This is a genomic window from Winslowiella toletana, from assembly GCF_032164335.1.
GTDB classification, from domain to species: domain Bacteria; phylum Pseudomonadota; class Gammaproteobacteria; order Enterobacterales; family Enterobacteriaceae; genus Erwinia; species Erwinia toletana_A.
In genome coordinates, this window is the sequence record NZ_CP134152.1 from 4,582,136 (window position 1) to 4,598,036 (window position 15,901).

Annotated in this window: 7 protein-coding genes, 1 tRNA gene and 2 rRNA genes; 2 read left to right on the plus strand and 8 right to left on the minus strand. The window is 52.4% G+C overall.

Annotated elements, in window-relative coordinates:
* Window positions 1–229 precede the first annotated feature (229 nt).
* Window positions 230–3,865: a methionine synthase gene (gene metH, locus RIN69_RS20825; RefSeq protein WP_390902556.1), complete on the minus strand. Its 3,636-nt coding sequence runs from the start codon at window positions 3,863–3,865 to the stop codon at window positions 230–232.
* A gap of 247 nt (window positions 3,866–4,112) precedes the next feature.
* On the opposite strand from metH, the gene iclR reads away from it, so the two are divergent.
* Both iclR and RIN69_RS20835 read left to right on the plus strand, forming a co-directional pair.
* A complete protein-coding gene (gene iclR, locus RIN69_RS20830; RefSeq protein ID WP_313854285.1) occupies window positions 4,113–4,946 on the plus strand; it encodes a glyoxylate bypass operon transcriptional repressor IclR in 834 nt (277 codons plus the stop codon).
* Window positions 4,947–5,066: 120 nt separating this feature from the next.
* Window positions 5,067–6,203: an RHS repeat-associated core domain-containing protein gene (locus tag RIN69_RS20835; protein ID WP_313854286.1), complete on the plus strand. Its 1,137-nt coding sequence runs from the start codon at window positions 5,067–5,069 to the stop codon at window positions 6,201–6,203.
* Between the two features lie 18 nt (window positions 6,204–6,221).
* Here the strand turns inward: RIN69_RS20835 and aceK are convergent, their stop codons facing one another.
* The 7 genes from aceK to RIN69_RS20870 all read right to left on the minus strand — a co-directional run bounded on the left by aceK (window position 6,222) and on the right by RIN69_RS20870 (window position 15,815).
* Entirely contained in the window at window positions 6,222–7,964 is a 1,743-nt protein-coding gene (gene aceK / locus RIN69_RS20840) for a bifunctional isocitrate dehydrogenase kinase/phosphatase (protein WP_313854287.1), read from the minus strand.
* A gap of 48 nt (window positions 7,965–8,012) precedes the next feature.
* Window positions 8,013–9,323, minus strand: a complete 1,311-nt coding sequence (gene aceA / locus RIN69_RS20845; RefSeq protein WP_313854288.1) for an isocitrate lyase — start codon at window positions 9,321–9,323, stop codon at window positions 8,013–8,015.
* Window positions 9,324–9,355: 32 nt separating this feature from the next.
* The gene (gene aceB, locus RIN69_RS20850; RefSeq protein WP_313854290.1) at window positions 9,356–10,954 is read right to left on the minus strand and encodes a malate synthase A; all 1,599 of its coding nucleotides are present in this window, start codon (window positions 10,952–10,954) and stop codon (window positions 9,356–9,358) included.
* Between the two features lie 310 nt (window positions 10,955–11,264).
* Complete coding sequence (gene metA, locus RIN69_RS20855; RefSeq protein WP_313854291.1) at window positions 11,265–12,194, minus strand: homoserine O-acetyltransferase MetA; 930 nt, start codon at window positions 12,192–12,194, stop codon at window positions 11,265–11,267.
* Between the two features lie 200 nt (window positions 12,195–12,394).
* Window positions 12,395–12,510 (minus strand): 5S ribosomal RNA (gene rrf / locus RIN69_RS20860).
* Window positions 12,511–12,622: 112 nt separating this feature from the next.
* Window positions 12,623–15,531, minus strand: a 23S ribosomal RNA gene (locus RIN69_RS20865).
* 209 nt (window positions 15,532–15,740) lie between these two features.
* Window positions 15,741–15,815: transfer RNA gene (locus RIN69_RS20870), tRNA-Glu, on the minus strand.
* Window positions 15,816–15,901 lie beyond the last annotated feature (86 nt).

The window sequence follows — 15,901 nt, forward strand, 5'->3', positions numbered from 1 at the left end:
TTCAACTTAAGGCTTGCCTAAAACGCTGATATTGTATCTTTCAGGCGAACAAAAAGTTTATTAAAAAACGCCAAATCATCGTCAATTATTATTCGCTATCGGTAATTAAGACCATTATTTTATCAAGCTCAGATTTTCATGCGGAACAGGATCGATGCCATCCGCAGAAGGTTTTTAGCCGGGTAGCGAGTCAGGGCGGCTGAGATTCCGCCCTGTCGCTTATTATGCATTAATCCGCGTCATAACCGAGGTTCGGCGCCAGCCAGCGCTCCACTTCACTGACCGACATATGTTTGCGCGCGGCGTAATCCTCAATCTGATCGCGTTGCAGTTGCGCTACGGCGAAATATTTACTTTCAGGATGACTGAAGTACCACCCGGATACCGCTGCACCTGGCCACATCGCAAAAGATTCGGTAAGTTGCATACCGGTATGCGTTTCAACATCCAGTAACTGCCAGATAGTCGCTTTCTCGGTATGTTCCGGGCAGGCCGGATACCCCGGAGCCGGGCGAATCCCCTGATAATTTTCGCGAATCAGCTCTTCGTTGCTCAGGTTTTCATGGGCGGCGTAGCCCCAGATCACTTTACGCACCCGCTCATGCAGATACTCAGCAAAGGCTTCCGCCAGACGGTCGGCCAGTGCTTTCACCATGATTTTATTGTAATCATCATGCTGTGCATCAAAGGCTTCCGCCAGCGCGTCCTCCTCCAGCCCGCCGGTAACGGCAAAGGCACCGAGATAGTCCGCTTTACCAGTGGATTTTGCTGCAACGAAATCAGCCAGACAGTAGTTGGCAAAGCCGGTTTTTTCGGTCTGCTGACGTAAATGACGGCTGACCTGAATCACCTGTGAACGGGATTCATCCTGATAAATTTCAATATCATCGCCTACCCGATTCGCCGGGAAAATACCGACCACACCGCGCGGATTCAATGTCTTCTGCTGATCCAACTGGTCCAGCATCGCGTTAGCATCGGCAAACAACCGTTTTGCTTCCTCGCCAACGACCTCATCTTCAAGAATGCGCGGATATTTGCCCGCCAGCGACCAGGTCATAAAGAAAGGCGTCCAGTCGATATAATGGCGCAGTGTCTCAATGCTGGCTTCCACTGCACTGACTCCGAGACGATGTGCCACCGGCGGTGTGTAATTGTCCCAGTCAAACGCTAAGTCATTTTCACGCGCTGCGCGCAAGGTGACCGGCGGAGTGCGCGGCTTCTTGCGCGCATGCTGGATGCGCACGGTATCGTACTCTTTCCGCGTGCGCGCCACGAAGTCGTCATGCTGCGTGGCGGATAACAGCGCGGACACCACACCAACGGTGCGTGAGGCGTTCTGTACATATACCGTTGGGCCACTATAGTTCTGCTCAATTTTAACCGCGGTATGCGCTTTCGAGGTGGTGGCACCGCCAATCAGCAACGGTATGGTAAAGCCCTGTCGTTCCATCTCTTTGGCAACATTGACCATTTCATCCAGCGACGGCGTAATTAGCCCGGACAGGCCAATAATATCGGCATTCATTTCACGCGCGGTTTTCAGGATTTTCTCGCCCGGCACCATAACGCCGAGATCGATAATTTCGTAGTTATTACACTGCAGCACCACACCGACGATATTTTTACCGATGTCGTGCACGTCACCTTTTACGGTTGCCAGCACGATTTTACCGTTGGTCTGTCCCTTCTCTTTGCTGGCTTCAATATAAGGTTCCAGATACGCCACCGCCTGTTTCATTACGCGCGCTGACTTAACCACCTGCGGCAGGAACATTTTACCTTCGCCAAACAGATCGCCGACCACGTTCATCCCGGCCATCAGCGGCCCTTCAATCACTTCTATCGGGCGGGAGGCATTCTGGCGTGCGGCTTCGGTATCGGCTTCGATAAATTCGGTAATGCCTTTGACCAGCGAATATTCAAGCCGCTTTTCCACTTCCCAGCTGCGCCATTCAGCCAGCTGTTTGTGACTTTCATCATCAGATTTGCTGCCGCGATATTTCTCTGCCAGCTCCAGTAATCGCTCGGTACTGTCATCACGACGGTTCAGCACCACATCTTCCACTGCATCGCGCAGTTCGGCAGGGAGATCATCGTAGATTGCCAGCTGACCGGCATTAACAATGCCCATATCCATGCCGTTACGAATGGCGTAGAGCAGGAATACCGCGTGAATCGCTTCACGCACCGGATCGTTGCCGCGGAATGAGAAGGAGACATTGGACACGCCACCCGAAATCATCGCATGTGGCAGTTCGCGCTTAATATCAGCGCATGCGCCGATAAAGTCCTGCGCATAGTTGTTATGTTCTTCAATCCCGGTGGCAACCGCGAAAATATTGGGGTCAAAAATAATATCTTCCGGCGGGAATCCCACCTCTTCGGTGAGAATTTTGTAGGCGCGGCGGCAGATTTCAATTTTGCGCTCGCGGGTATCCGCCTGGCCGACTTCATCAAACGCCATCACCACCACCGCTGCACCGTAGCGCCGCACCAGCCGTGCATGATGGATAAAGGTTTCAACCCCTTCTTTCATTGAGATGGAGTTAACAATGCCCTTGCCCTGAATGCATTTCAGCCCTTTCTCAATCACTTCCCATTTCGAGGAGTCGATCATAATCGGCACCCGCGCGATGTCGGGTTCACCGGCAATCAGATTTAGGAAACGTACCATCGCCGCTTCGGCATCGAGCATTCCCTCATCCATATTAATATCAATAATTTGCGCGCCGCTTTGCACCTGCTGCAACGCCACTTCCAGCGCTTCGTTATATTTTTCTTCTTTAATCAGTCGCTTAAACTTAGCTGAACCGGTGACGTTAGTGCGTTCACCGACGTTAACAAACAGCGATTCAGCGCTGATGTTTAAGGGTTCAAGGCCGGAGAGACGGCAAGCAACCGGTATTTCCGGCAGCTGACGCGGGGGAACATTGGCAACCGCCGCAGCAATAGCGGCAATGTGTTCTGGCGTAGTGCCGCAGCAACCGCCGACAATATTAAGAAATCCGGCCTGTGCCCATTCGCCAATCTGTTCGGCCATAATAGTGGCATCCAGATCGTACTCACCAAAGGCATTCGGCAAACCGGCGTTAGGGTGTGCGGTAACATAACACTCCGCCAGCCGCGAAAGCTCAGCCACATACTGACGCAGCTCATCCGGGCCGAGTGCACAGTTCAGGCCAAACGACAGCGGTTGCGCATGGCGTAAGGAGTTGTAGAACGCTTCGGTAGTCTGGCCGGAGAGCGTGCGCCCGGATGCATCGGTGATAGTGCCGGAGATCATTAGCGGCAGATCGACGCCCAATGCTTCAAACTCGGTCTGTACTGCAAAGATGGCGGCTTTGGCATTCAGGGTGTCAAACACCGTTTCGATCATAATCAGGTCGGAACCGCCTTCCACCAGCGCGCGGGTTGACTCGCGATAGGCCTCCACCAGCTGATCAAAAGTGACGTTACGAAAAGCGGGATCGTTAACATCCGGAGAGATAGAACAGGTGCGGTTGGTCGGCCCCAGTACCCCGGCGACATAGCGCGGGCGATCCGGCGTTTTTGCCGTCCATTCATCGGCCGCCGCGCGCGCCAGTTTCGCCGCCTCGAAGTTAATCTCCGCCGACAGCGACTCCATATGGTAATCCGCCATCGCAATGGTGGTGGAGTTAAAAGTATTCGTTTCCAGAATATCGGCACCCGCTTCGAGGTAGCCGTGATGGATGGCGCTAATAATTCCGGGCTGTGTGAGCACCAGCAGATCATTATTGCCTTTCAGATCGCTTTGCCAGTCAGCAAAACGCGTGCCGCGAAAGTCATCTTCTTCCAGCTTATAACTTTGGATCATCGTGCCCATGCCGCCATCCAGCACCATGATACGTTTCGCGAGCTGCTGATGCAGCGCTTCTGTTCTGTTACTCACACTCGCCTCGTCACCGTATTTTCTTTGGCTGATATGCCAGCTGGACATACTGGCACAACTTTTGACCGGGTAAAAGCAACGGTATATGAGACATTTTCAGCTGAGCCGCCAAACTGCTCCGACCAGAATGCTGGTCGTTGCAATATTAGCCAATAGAACGAAAATGATTTCCATATAGTGAAAATAAGAGGAACACGATATGACAACGCCCGTTCCGACCAAGCGGGGTAAAAAACCCCGCAATGCTGCCACGCCAGCTGCCGCCCCGACCGGGCAGGTGCAATCCCTGACGCGTGGATTAAAGCTGCTTGAAGCCATCGCAGAATCCCATGGCAGCGTGGCATTAACTGAACTGGCCCAGCAATCTGGCCTGCCCAACTCCACCACCCATCGTCTGTTGACCACCATGCAACAGCTCGGTTTTGTACGACAGGTTGGCGATCTGGGTTACTGGACCATTGGCGCACATGCCTTTGTTGTCGGCAGCAGTTTCCTGCAGAGCCGTAATCTGCTGGCGATGGTGCATCCGATGCTGCGTAAGTTAATGGAGTCGTCCGGAGAAACCGTTAACCTGGCGGTGCTGGATATAAGCGATCATCAGGCGGTGATTATTGACCAGGTACAGTGTACCCAGCTGATGCGCATGTCCGCGCCGATCGGCGGGAAGCTACCGATGCATGCATCAGGGGCAGGAAAAGCGTTTCTGGCTAATCTCAGCGAGCAACAGGTTACTGACCTGCTGCACCGCAAAGGGCTGCATCACTACACGCCACACACCCTGATGTCGCCGCAAAGTCTGAAGGAGAATCTGGCACAGGTGCGTAAAGCCGGATATGCCTTTGATGATGAAGAGCATGCGCTGGGACTGCGCTGCGTTGCCTCCTGCATTTACGATGAGCATGGCGAGCCCTTTGCAGCCATCTCTATCTCCGGTCCGATTTCCCGTATCACCGATGACCGCGTCACCGAAATCGGTGCGATGGTGATTAAGGCGGCAAAGGAAATTACCGGCGAATACGGGGGCAGGCGTTAAAACTCCGATATAAGATCCGCCGCACAGCGTGTTTTCAATGATGTTGTTGAGCTTGCACTGACGACCCCTATCACTCAGTCTGATTAAGAGGAATTTCGCGCTTAATCACAAGGACAGAACATGGACAGTTGTCTGCTCCGCTACAATGGCGAACGTCGTGATCCAGTCAGCGGCTGTTTTCATCCCGGCAACGGATACCGGGCTTATCATCCGCAGCTGATGCGCTTTAGCCACCCGGACGACTTTAGTCCGTTTGGCGCGGGCGGGATAAATGCTTACGTTTATTGCATCGGCGACCCGATTAATCGCGCCGATCCCAGCGGCCATTCCAGCTGGCAGGCATGGCTGGGTGTGGGAACCGGCGTGTTGGGTTTACTGGCGGCGATTTTTACCGGCGGCATATCGCTGGCTGCAGAAGGCGGCCTTTTAGCTGCGCTAAACTCAGCCAGTGTGATGTCAATAATGACGGGCGCAACGGGTGTGGTGGCCGATGCTGGCGGAGTTGCCAGTGTACTGACCGCCGGAAAAGATCCGAAAGCTTCTGGTGTATTGGGATGGGTAGCACTGGCCTGCGGCATACTTAGCGGTATCTCTGCTATCAGTCCGTCAGTGCTTAATGGCAGAGGTGTGCTTGATAGTTTTCCGCGCAGTACAACGGTTGTTTTGGCGGGCGGTGAAAACCTGCTCCCCGTCTCCTCCTCCGCTGAGTATGAGATAATAGCTGGACAGCGCGTAAGATGTGTTAATGCAATATTTGATGATAGTTATAAAGGTGGCAAGCGACTGAATGTTATAGGCCATGGTTTCCTGGTTGACTCCACTGACTATGCCATGCTCACTGACGATCGGCTTAATTTTTATCCCGGCCACGCCTTCGCGGAATATTTAAGGGATCATCTGCAAGTTAACTTCGCAGATTATCAGTATGCCCGAATGGTAATGTGCCATTCAGCTGCTGGCGGTGAAAACAGTTTTGCCGCCGGATTTGCCAGAGTCAGCCACCTCCCAGTCAAAGGCTATACCGGTAGAGTTGTCGCCAGAGAAGCGGTAAGCCCTTATTTGCGTCTACTGGAATCGGAGAATTACTCCACCGGGATGAAAATGTCGGTTGCCGATATGAACCGCAGAATCAGACTTCAGTCAGCCGACGGATTCGAGCTGCTGAGTGTAATCAAAAATATGCCAACGCATCCTTATCTACCGGTCTATTTCGACGCTGCGGGCATCCAGCTTGCGGGAGATTTTAAGAGGTTGTAACCCGCAGCCGATAATGTTTCAGACATGTGCGCTTGCTACCGGCATATCACGCTGGCAAAAGCGCTGGCGACGGCGATAGGCGAACACATCCTCAATATGGCCGTCGCGGATTCGTTGCTGTAGCGCACGCCAGTAATCGGCACAAAACAGATCGCTGTGCATCTCATCAAATAACGCCGCAATAGCCGGATCGCTACACAGATAGTGGCGAAACTCTTCCGGAAACACATCTTCCGGTGACACGCTATACCAGGGTTCAAGGCTTAGCTCATCCTCCGGATAACGTGCCGGCGGAATATCGCGAAAATTCATTTCGGTCATATAACTAATTTCATCGTAATCGTAAAACACCACCCGCCCATGACGAGTGACACCGAAGTTTTTAAACAGCATATCGCCGGGAAAGATATTCGCCGCCGCCAGCTGTTTCACCGCATTGCCATACTCTTCAATTGCATCATGGCGCTGCTGAGGATTGGCCTGCTCCAGCCAGATATTGAGTGGCGTCATCCGTCGCTCAATATACAGATGCTGAATAATCAGCATCTCGCCGCGTTGCTGCAATTTTTCCGGCACTTCACGCTGTAACTCAGCCAGTAGCTCGACGCTAATGCGCGCTTTCTCAATGGCAAAATTTTCGAACTCCTGGGTATCTGCCATCCGCCCGACGCGGTCATGTTCTTTCACCAGCTGATAACACTGACGCACTCTGGCTGGCGTCACCTCTTTTTGCGGCGCAAAACGATCTTTTATTACCTTAAATACCCGATCAAAACCCGGTAAGGTAAATACCAACATCACTAAGCCGCGTACTCCCGGTGCAATGACAAACTGCTCGCGGGTTGTCGCCATATATTGCAGATATTCACGGTAGCTTTCGGTTTTGCCGTGCTTCTGGCAGCCAATTGCCATATACAGCTCGGCAGTGGTTTTGCCCGGCAATATTTCCCGCAGCCACTCCACCAGTGCGGCAGGCAACGGGGCATACACCATAAAATAGGAGCGAGCGAAACCAAATACGATGCTGGCTTCACGTTTACGCGTCAGGCAGGTATCGATAAACAGCTCGCCCGCGTCGCTGCGATGAATTGGCAGTAAAAATGCAAATACGCCTGACGGCAAACAGAGCCTGGCGACCAGCCACGCGGCCTTATTGCGATAGAAAAGTTCGTTGACTACTTTTAGCGTCGCTTGCTCCAGTTGCTGCACAGCAAAGTTCTGCTGCAGATGCGCAATGATATAGCCAATATCCCGCGATAAATTCTGCCACGGCAAACGCAAAGGTAAGTCGCTCAGCAGACGATGCAGCATCGGCTGCCAACCCTTCACTGCGCTGAACTCTTTCGCCAGCGGGCGCGGAACAGAGCGAAAACGACACGCTGGCTGAGAGCTGAAGATAAATAAGCGCTGCGGAGTCAGTGATTGATGATCAAATAAACGGCAATAGACTGAGTTAAAGAAGCTTTCTGCAATTTCAAAGCGTGGATAATCAGGCAGCAGATCGGTATAGATCGCTTTGATCCTTAGCAGGAAGTCCGCGTCGTAATCTTCTCCCGCGGTGATGCAGCGTAACTGTTCAACCACCAGGCCGACGTGATGATCGTAGAGATGAATACGCGCCTTCATGGCCTGTTGTACCGCTAACCAGTCAGCCTGCTCAAAGCGCTGTTGTGCCCCGGCAGTAATCTCCAGAAAGCGGCCATATTGCGCATCGAAACCCTGCAAAATGGTTTGCGCAATCAGCTTTTCGATTTGTGGCATAGCACGCCCTCCACGCGGGCAGCGAGAACGCTGCCCGGCGTCAAATCTTTAATGGTTAAACTGCTGCTCTTCGGTGGAACCCGTCAGCGCGGTAACCGACGAAGCCCCCCCCTGAATAATGGTGGTGACGCTGTCGAAATAGCCGGTGCCGACTTCCTGTTGATGCGAGGAGAAGGTGTAGCCCTGTTTAATCGCCGCAAACTCAGGCTGTTGCACCTTTTCGACGTAATGTCGCATTCCCTCACCCTGCGCATAAGCCTGTGCCAGATCGAACATGTTGAACCACATGCTGTGAATGCCTGCCAGCGTGATAAATTGATATTTGTAGCCCATATCAGCCAGCGCCTGCTGAAAGCGGGCGATGGTGCTGTCATCGAGATTCTTCTTCCAGTTAAATGAAGGTGAGCAGTTATAGGCTAGCAGTTTTCCGGGGAATTTTGCATGGATGGCGTCGGCAAAGCGCTGCGCCAAATGCAGATCCGGCGTCGAGGTTTCGCACCACAGCACATCGGCATACGGTGCGTAGGCCAGTCCACGGCTGATGGCCTGTTCCACGCCAGCCCGGGTACGGAAGAAGCCCTCATGCGTACGCTCGCCGGTGATAAATTCGCGATCGTATTCATCGCAATCTGAGGTAATCAGATCGGCAGCATCGGCATCCGTACGGGCAATCAATACCGTCGGCACGTCCATTACATCGGCCGCCAGACGCGCCGCCACCAGTTTCTGAATCGCCTCCTGCGTTGGCACCAGCACCTTTCCGCCCATATGACCGCACTTTTTCACCGAGGCCAGCTGATCCTCAAAATGTACTCCCGCCGCACCAGCGCTGATCATCGATTTCATCAGCTCAAAAGCATTCAGCACGCCGCCAAAACCGGCTTCAGCGTCGGCGACAATGGGCAGAAAGTAATCGACGTGGCGCGCATCGCCCGGTTCAATATTGTTGGCCCACTGAATCTGGTCGGCTCGCTGAAAGCTGTTATTAATTCGCTCGACAACTGACGGTACTGAATTCGCCGGATAGAGCGACTGATCGGGATACATACTGGCAGCCAGATTGGCATCCGCCGCCACCTGCCAGCCGGAAAGATAGATTGCTTCAATTCCCGCTTTTGCCTGTTGCAACGCCTGGCCACCGGTCAGCGCTCCCAGGCTATTGATATATCCCTTCTTCGCGCCGCCGTTAAGCAGCGACCACAATTTTTCTGCTCCTTGCTGCGCCAGCGTACAGGCCGGATTAACCGAACCGCGCAGTTTCACTACTTCCGCCGCGCTGTACGGACGGGTGATGCCTTCCCAGCGTGCATTGCGCCAGTTTTGTTCTGTCTGCTGAATCTGTTGGGTACGTGAGGTCATAGCAGATACTCCTGTTTATTAAGGAATAAAGTTCAGGGAATCAGGCGGTAGCCTGGCAGCGTCAAAAACTCTACCAGTTCAGGTTCGGTTGTGATGCGCTCCATCAGGCGCGCGGCCTCATCAAAGCGTCCCTGGCTGAAGCGCTGCTCACCCAGCTCTTCCTGAATCACCTGCATCTCTTCTGCCAGCATTTTGCTGAACAAGCTGGCGGTTACTGGCTGGCCATCTTCCAGCGTTTTCTGATGATGTATCCATTGCCAGATTGAGGTTCGCGAGATTTCTGCCGTTGCGGCATCTTCCATCAAGCCATAGATTGGCACGCAGCCATTACCGGAGATCCAGGCTTCGATGTACTGTACCGCCACGCGAATATTGGCGCGCATTCCTGCCTCGGTGCGTTTTCCCGCACAGGGTTCCAGCAACTGTTCAGCAGTGATCGGCGCATCGTTTTCACGCAGTACATCCAGCTGATTCGGTTTATCACCCAATGCCTGGTTAAAGACCGCCATAACACTATCGGCCAGCCCAGGATGCGCGATCCAGGTGCCGTCGTGACCGTTCTCAGCTTCACGCTGTTTATCAGCCCGCACTTTATTCAGCACCCAGTTATTACGCTCAGTCTCCTTACTGGGAATAAATGCCGCCATTCCCCCCATGGCAAAGGCTCCGCGTCGGTGGCAGGTTTTAATCAACAGTCGCGAATAGGCATCAAGGAAACCCTGATCCATCGTGACCGACTGGCGATCCGGCAATACGCGATCCGGATGATTTTTCAGGGTTTTGATATAGCTGAAGATGTAATCCCAACGGCCGCAGTTCAGCCCAACAATATGATCGCGCAGGTGAAAGAGGATCTCGTCCATCTGGAACACCGCTGGCAGCGTTTCAATTAACAGCGTGGCTTTAATTGTGCCGCGCGGCAGATCAAAACGATCCTCGGCAAAGCTGAATACCTCACTCCACCAGGCTGCTTCCTGGAAAGACTGGGTTTTCGGCAGATAGAAATAGGGGCCGCTCCCTTTTGCCAGCAAAGCATCGACGTTATGAAAGAAATAGAGCGCAAAATCAAACAGGCTGGCAGGGATCGCTTCACCACGCCAGTTAACGTGTTTCTCCGGCAGATGCAGACCGCGAACCCGGCAAATCAGCACCGCCGGATTGGGCTTCAGCTGATAAATTTTGCCCGCTTCATTGCTGTAACTGATGGAACCGTTCACCGCATCGCGAAGGTTAATTTGTCCGGCGATCACTTTTTCCCATGACGGGGCCAGTGAATCTTCGAAATCTGCCATAAATACATTCACATTGGCATTCAGCGCATTGATCACCATTTTGCGCTCTACCGGGCCGGTGATCTCAACGCGACGATCCTGCAAATCAGTCGGTATCCCGCGGATTCTCCAGTTATCTTTTTTAATGGAATCCGTTTCCGAAATAAATCCAGGCAGCTCACCGCGATCGATTTTACCTTGCACCAGCCTGCGTTCAGCCAGTAATTCATTGCGGCGTGGCGTAAAGCGCCTGACCAGTTCGCTGAGAAAATCGACGGCATCATCAGTTAAAATCTGCTGTTCCGCTCTGCCAAAAGGCTGGCTGAATGCCAGTTCGGTGCTGATTGCTTGTTGTGTCATGCTCACCCTCTCCTGTTTGATCATCTGAGCCGCATTGCGATCGATAAACCAATCTTTGCACTGATGGTTTTTTGACCCGCAGGATCAAATAATAATCAGATAACTTTTAAAATCAAAAGCTATTTCCATTTTTGTAATCGAATGCATTTAACAGCATGATAAATAAGTGGTTAAAGTTTAAGCGTGAGAGGAATTGGTTTTCATCTGGTTTTAAGACGGAAAAAAGCAGCAGCGGTGTGTTGTAAACCGGAAGGAGGTGTGGAGGGATGTTCAGAAAACGGGCCGAAAAGGCTCGGCCCGCTACAGCAGATTATTCCAGCGTTGGATTCATATGGCGCAGATCAAACGGTGTGATTTGATAGACATAATAGTTAAGCCAGTTGGTAAACAGCAGATTACCATGGCTACGCCAGCTGGCACGCGGCGGCAGTTCAGGATTGTTATGCGGGAAGTAATTAAACGGCACTTCCGGATTAAGCCCTGCATCAAAATCACGATGATATTCACCCGACAGAGTCAGTGCATCATATTCGGGATGGCCGGTAACAAACGCCAGACGCTTATCCTTACTGGCGAACAGGTAGGCTCCCGTCTGCTCAGATTCGGCAAAAATTTCCAGATCGGTGTAATCCCGTAATAGCTGCGTAGGAAAATCCGCATAGCGCGAGTGGGGTGCGAGGAAATTATCATCAAAACCACGCGTCAGTAGCGCATGTGGGTGTAGCGTCTGATGTTCATATACTCCCGACAGTTTGGTTTCTCGCGTCTGTTTCGGGATGCCATACAGAATGTTTAATGCTGCCTGCACCGCCCAACAGACAAACAGTGTCGAAGTGACATGCTCTTTTGCCCAGTGCAACACCCTTTGAATCTGTGGCCAGTATGCCACATCGTTAAAATCTACCAGACCTAACGGTGCGCCCGTGACGATCAGTCCATCAAAATTATCGTGCTGGATATCTTCAAAATTACAGTAGAAATTATTGAGGTGCTCACTGGGGGTATTACGCGACTCACGGCTGTCGATACGCAGCAACTGGATATCGATTTGCAGCGGTGAATTAGAAAGCAGGCGTAAAAACTGGTTCTCAGTCTCAATCTTTTTCGGCATCAGATTTAACACCAGCACCTTTAACGGACGGATTTCCTGAGTGCTTGCACGTGAAGATGCCATGACAAAGACATTCTCATTGCGCAAAAAACTCACGGCTGGTAATTCATCGGGTACCCTGATTGGCATAACCTGCTTTCCTCACACATACGTTTAAACGTTTAGACATCCAGATGCCTGAAGATAGCGTTTTGTCATGCAAAAGTCGAGAGATGATACGATAGTTGAAAATGTTTCACCTGTAATAGCGTGAAGTGACCTGTCAGGAGGTTTTTCGGGGCTTTAAACGCAAAAAACCCCAGCTTACGCTGGGGTTATCGCAATTTGATGCCTGGCAGTTCCCTACTCTCGCATGGGGAGACCCCACACTACCATCGGCGCTACGGCGTTTCACTTCTGAGTTCGGCATGGGGTCAGGTGGGACCACCGCGCTAAAGCCGCCAGGCAAATTCTGTTATCCGCGCCGCCCTGCGGGCCACGCGAATCAATCCGTTTCGAACAAGCTGAATATTGATGGTTCTCTCACATCACAACCACCAAAACACTTCTGGCGTTGTAAGGTTAAGCCTCACGGGTCATTAGTACCGGTTAGCTCAACGCATCGCTGCGCTTACACACCCGGCCTATCAACGTCGTAGTCTTCAACGTCCCTTCAGGACCCTCAAGGAGTCAGGGAGAATTCATCTCGAGGCAAGTTTCGCGCTTAGATGCTTTCAGCGCTTATCTTTTCCGCATTTAGCTACCGGGCAATGCCATTGGCATGACAACCCGAACACCAGTGATGCGTCCACTCCGGTCCTCTCGTACTAGGAGCAGCCCCTCTCAATTCTCCAGCGCCCACGGCAGATAGGGACCGAACTGTCTCACGACGTTCTAAACCCAGCTCGCGTACCACTTTAAACGGCGAACAGCCGTACCCTTGGGACCTACTTCAGCCCCAGGATGTGATGAGCCGACATCGAGGTGCCAAACACCGCCGTCGATATGAACTCTTGGGCGGTATCAGCCTGTTATCCCCGGAGTACCTTTTATCCGTTGAGCGATGGCCCTTCCATTCAGAACCACCGGATCACTATGACCTGCTTTCGCACCTGCTCGAGCCGTCACTCTCGCAGTCAAGCCAGCTTATGCCATTGCACTAACCTCACGATGTCCGACCGTGATTAGCTGACCTTCGTGCTCCTCCGTTACTCTTTAGGAGGAGACCGCCCCAGTCAAACTACCCACCAGACACTGTCCCCACGCCGGATTACGGCGCCAGGTTAGAACATCAAACATTAAAGGGTGGTATTTCAAGGTTGGCTCCACGCAGACTGGCGTCCACGCTTCAAAGCCTCCCACCTATCCTACACATCAAGGCTCAATGTTCAGTGTCAAGCTGTAGTAAAGGTTCACGGGGTCTTTCCGTCTTGCCGCGGGTACACTGCATCTTCACAGCGAGTTCAATTTCACTGAGTCTCGGGTGGAGACAGCCTGGCCATCATTACGCCATTCGTGCAGGTCGGAACTTACCCGACAAGGAATTTCGCTACCTTAGGACCGTTATAGTTACGGCCGCCGTTTACCGGGGCTTCGATCAAGAGCTTCTCCTTGCGGATAACCCCATCAATTAACCTTCCGGCACCGGGCAGGCGTCACACCGTATACGTCCACTTTCGTGTTTGCACAGTGCTGTGTTTTTAATAAACAGTTGCAGCCAGCTGGTATCTTCGACTGGCTTCAGCTCCGGGAGCAAGTCCCTTCACCTACGCGCCAGCGTGCCTTCTCCCGAAGTTACGGCACCATTTTGCCTAGTTCCTTCACCCGAGTTCTCTCAAGCGCCTTGGTATTCTCTACCTGACCACCTGTGTCGGTTTGGGGTACGATTTCGTGTTACCTGGAGCTTAGAGGCTTTTCCTGGAAGCATGGCATCAGTTACTTCACCACCGTGGTGGCTCGTCATCACGCCTCAGCCTTAAAGCATTCCGGATTTGCCTGGAATGCAAGCCTACACGCTTAAACCGGGACAACCGTCGCCCGGATAACCTAGCCTTCTCCGTCCCCCCTTCGCAGTAACACCAAGTACAGGAATATTAACCTGTTTCCCATCGACTACGCTTTTCAGCCTCGCCTTAGGGGTCGACTCACCCTGCCCCGATTAACGTTGGACAGGAACCCTTGGTCTTCCGGCGAGCGGGCTTTTCACCCGCTTTATCGTTACTTATGTCAGCATTCGCACTTCTGATACCTCCAGCAGACCTCACAGTCCACCTTCGACGGCTTACAGAACGCTCCCCTACCCAACAACACATAGTGTCGCTGCCGCAGCTTCGGTGCATGGTTTAGCCCCGTTACATCTTCCGCGCAGGCCGACTCGACCAGTGAGCTATTACGCTTTCTTTAAATGATGGCTGCTTCTAAGCCAACATCCTGGCTGTCTGTGCCTTCCCACATCGTTTCCCACTTAACCATGACTTTGGGACCTTAGCTGGCGGTCTGGGTTGTTTCCCTCTTCACGACGGACGTTAGCACCCGCCGTGTGTCTCCCGTGATAACATTCTCCGGTATTCGCAGTTTGCATCGGGTTGGTAAGCCGGGATGGCCCCCTAGCCGAAACAGTGCTCTACCCCCGGAGATGAGTTCACGAGGCGCTACCTAAATAGCTTTCGGGGAGAACCAGCTATCTCCCGGTTTGATTGGCCTTTCACCCCCAGCCACAAGTCATCCGCTAATTTTTCAACATTAGTCGGTTCGGTCCTCCAGTTAGTGTTACCCAACCTTCAACCTGCCCATGGCTAGATCACCGGGTTTCGGGTCTATACCCTGCAACTTAACGCCCAGTTAAGACTCGGTTTCCCTGCGGCTCCCCTATACGGTTAACCTTGCTACAGAATATAAGTCGCTGACCCATTATACAAAAGGTACGCAGTCACCCTGATAAATCAAGGCTCCCACTGCTTGTACGTACACGGTTTCAGGTTCTGTTTCACTCCCCTCGCCGGGGTTCTTTTCGCCTTTCCCTCACGGTACTGGTTCACTATCGGTCAGTCAGGAGTATTTAGCCTTGGAGGATGGTCCCCCCATATTCAGACAGGATGTCACGTGTCCCGCCCTACTCATCGAACTCACAGCAAGTGCAGCTTCGTGTACGGGGCTATCACCCTGTATCGCGCCACTTTCCAGAGGCTTCCACTGCTGCACAAACTGATTCAGGTTCTGGGCTGTTCCCCGTTCGCTCGCCGCTACTGGGGGAATCTCGGTTGATTTCTTTTCCTCTGGGTACTTAGATGTTTCAGTTCCCCAGGTTCGCCTCATTAAGCTATGTATTCACTTAATGATAATGCAACGAATTGCATTGGGTTTCCCCATTCGGGTATCGACGGTTGTAGCGCCTCATATCGGCTTACCGTCGCTTATCGCAGATTAGCACGCCCTTCATCGCCTCTGACTGCCAGGGCATCCACCGTGTACGCTTAGTCGCTTAACCTCACAACCCACAAGTGTTTCCACTGCGGTTGCAAGCATTTGAGAGACTCGAACACATCGCGATTCATTTCTTATTACGGAGAAATGAGACGACGCGTCGTTTCAATTTTCAGCTTGTTCCGGATTGTTAAAGAGCAATATCTTAAAACCTGACTCGAAAGTCAGCTTTAAGATATTTTCAGCGACACCTTTCACCTGTCACCAAGCAAGTGGCGTCCCCTAGGGGATTCGAACCCCTGTTGCCGCCGTGAAAGGGCGGAGTCCTAACCGCTAGACGAAGGGGACACGGGGTGTCGCGACTTCGCAGGCGCCTTGCTCATTACTTTTTCATCAGACAATCTGTGTGGGCACTACGCGGGTATCTTCACATA

Bases quoted from the DNA above. Each gene is read 5' to 3' on its own strand.
- aceB (WP_313854290.1), bottom strand. From the start codon at position 10,954: ATGACACAACAAGCAATCAGCACCGAACTGGCATTCAGCCAGCCTTTT.
- metH (WP_390902556.1), bottom strand. From the start codon at position 3,865: ATGGTGCTGGATGGCGGCATGGGCACGATGATCCAAAGTTATAAGCTG.
- metA (WP_313854291.1), bottom strand. From the start codon at position 12,194: ATGCCAATCAGGGTACCCGATGAATTACCAGCCGTGAGTTTTTTGCGC.
- iclR (WP_313854285.1), top strand. From the start codon at position 4,113: ATGACAACGCCCGTTCCGACCAAGCGGGGTAAAAAACCCCGCAATGCT.
- RIN69_RS20835 (WP_313854286.1), top strand. From the start codon at position 5,067: ATGGACAGTTGTCTGCTCCGCTACAATGGCGAACGTCGTGATCCAGTC.
- aceK (WP_313854287.1), bottom strand. From the start codon at position 7,964: ATGCCACAAATCGAAAAGCTGATTGCGCAAACCATTTTGCAGGGTTTC.
- aceA (WP_313854288.1), bottom strand. From the start codon at position 9,323: ATGACCTCACGTACCCAACAGATTCAGCAGACAGAACAAAACTGGCGC.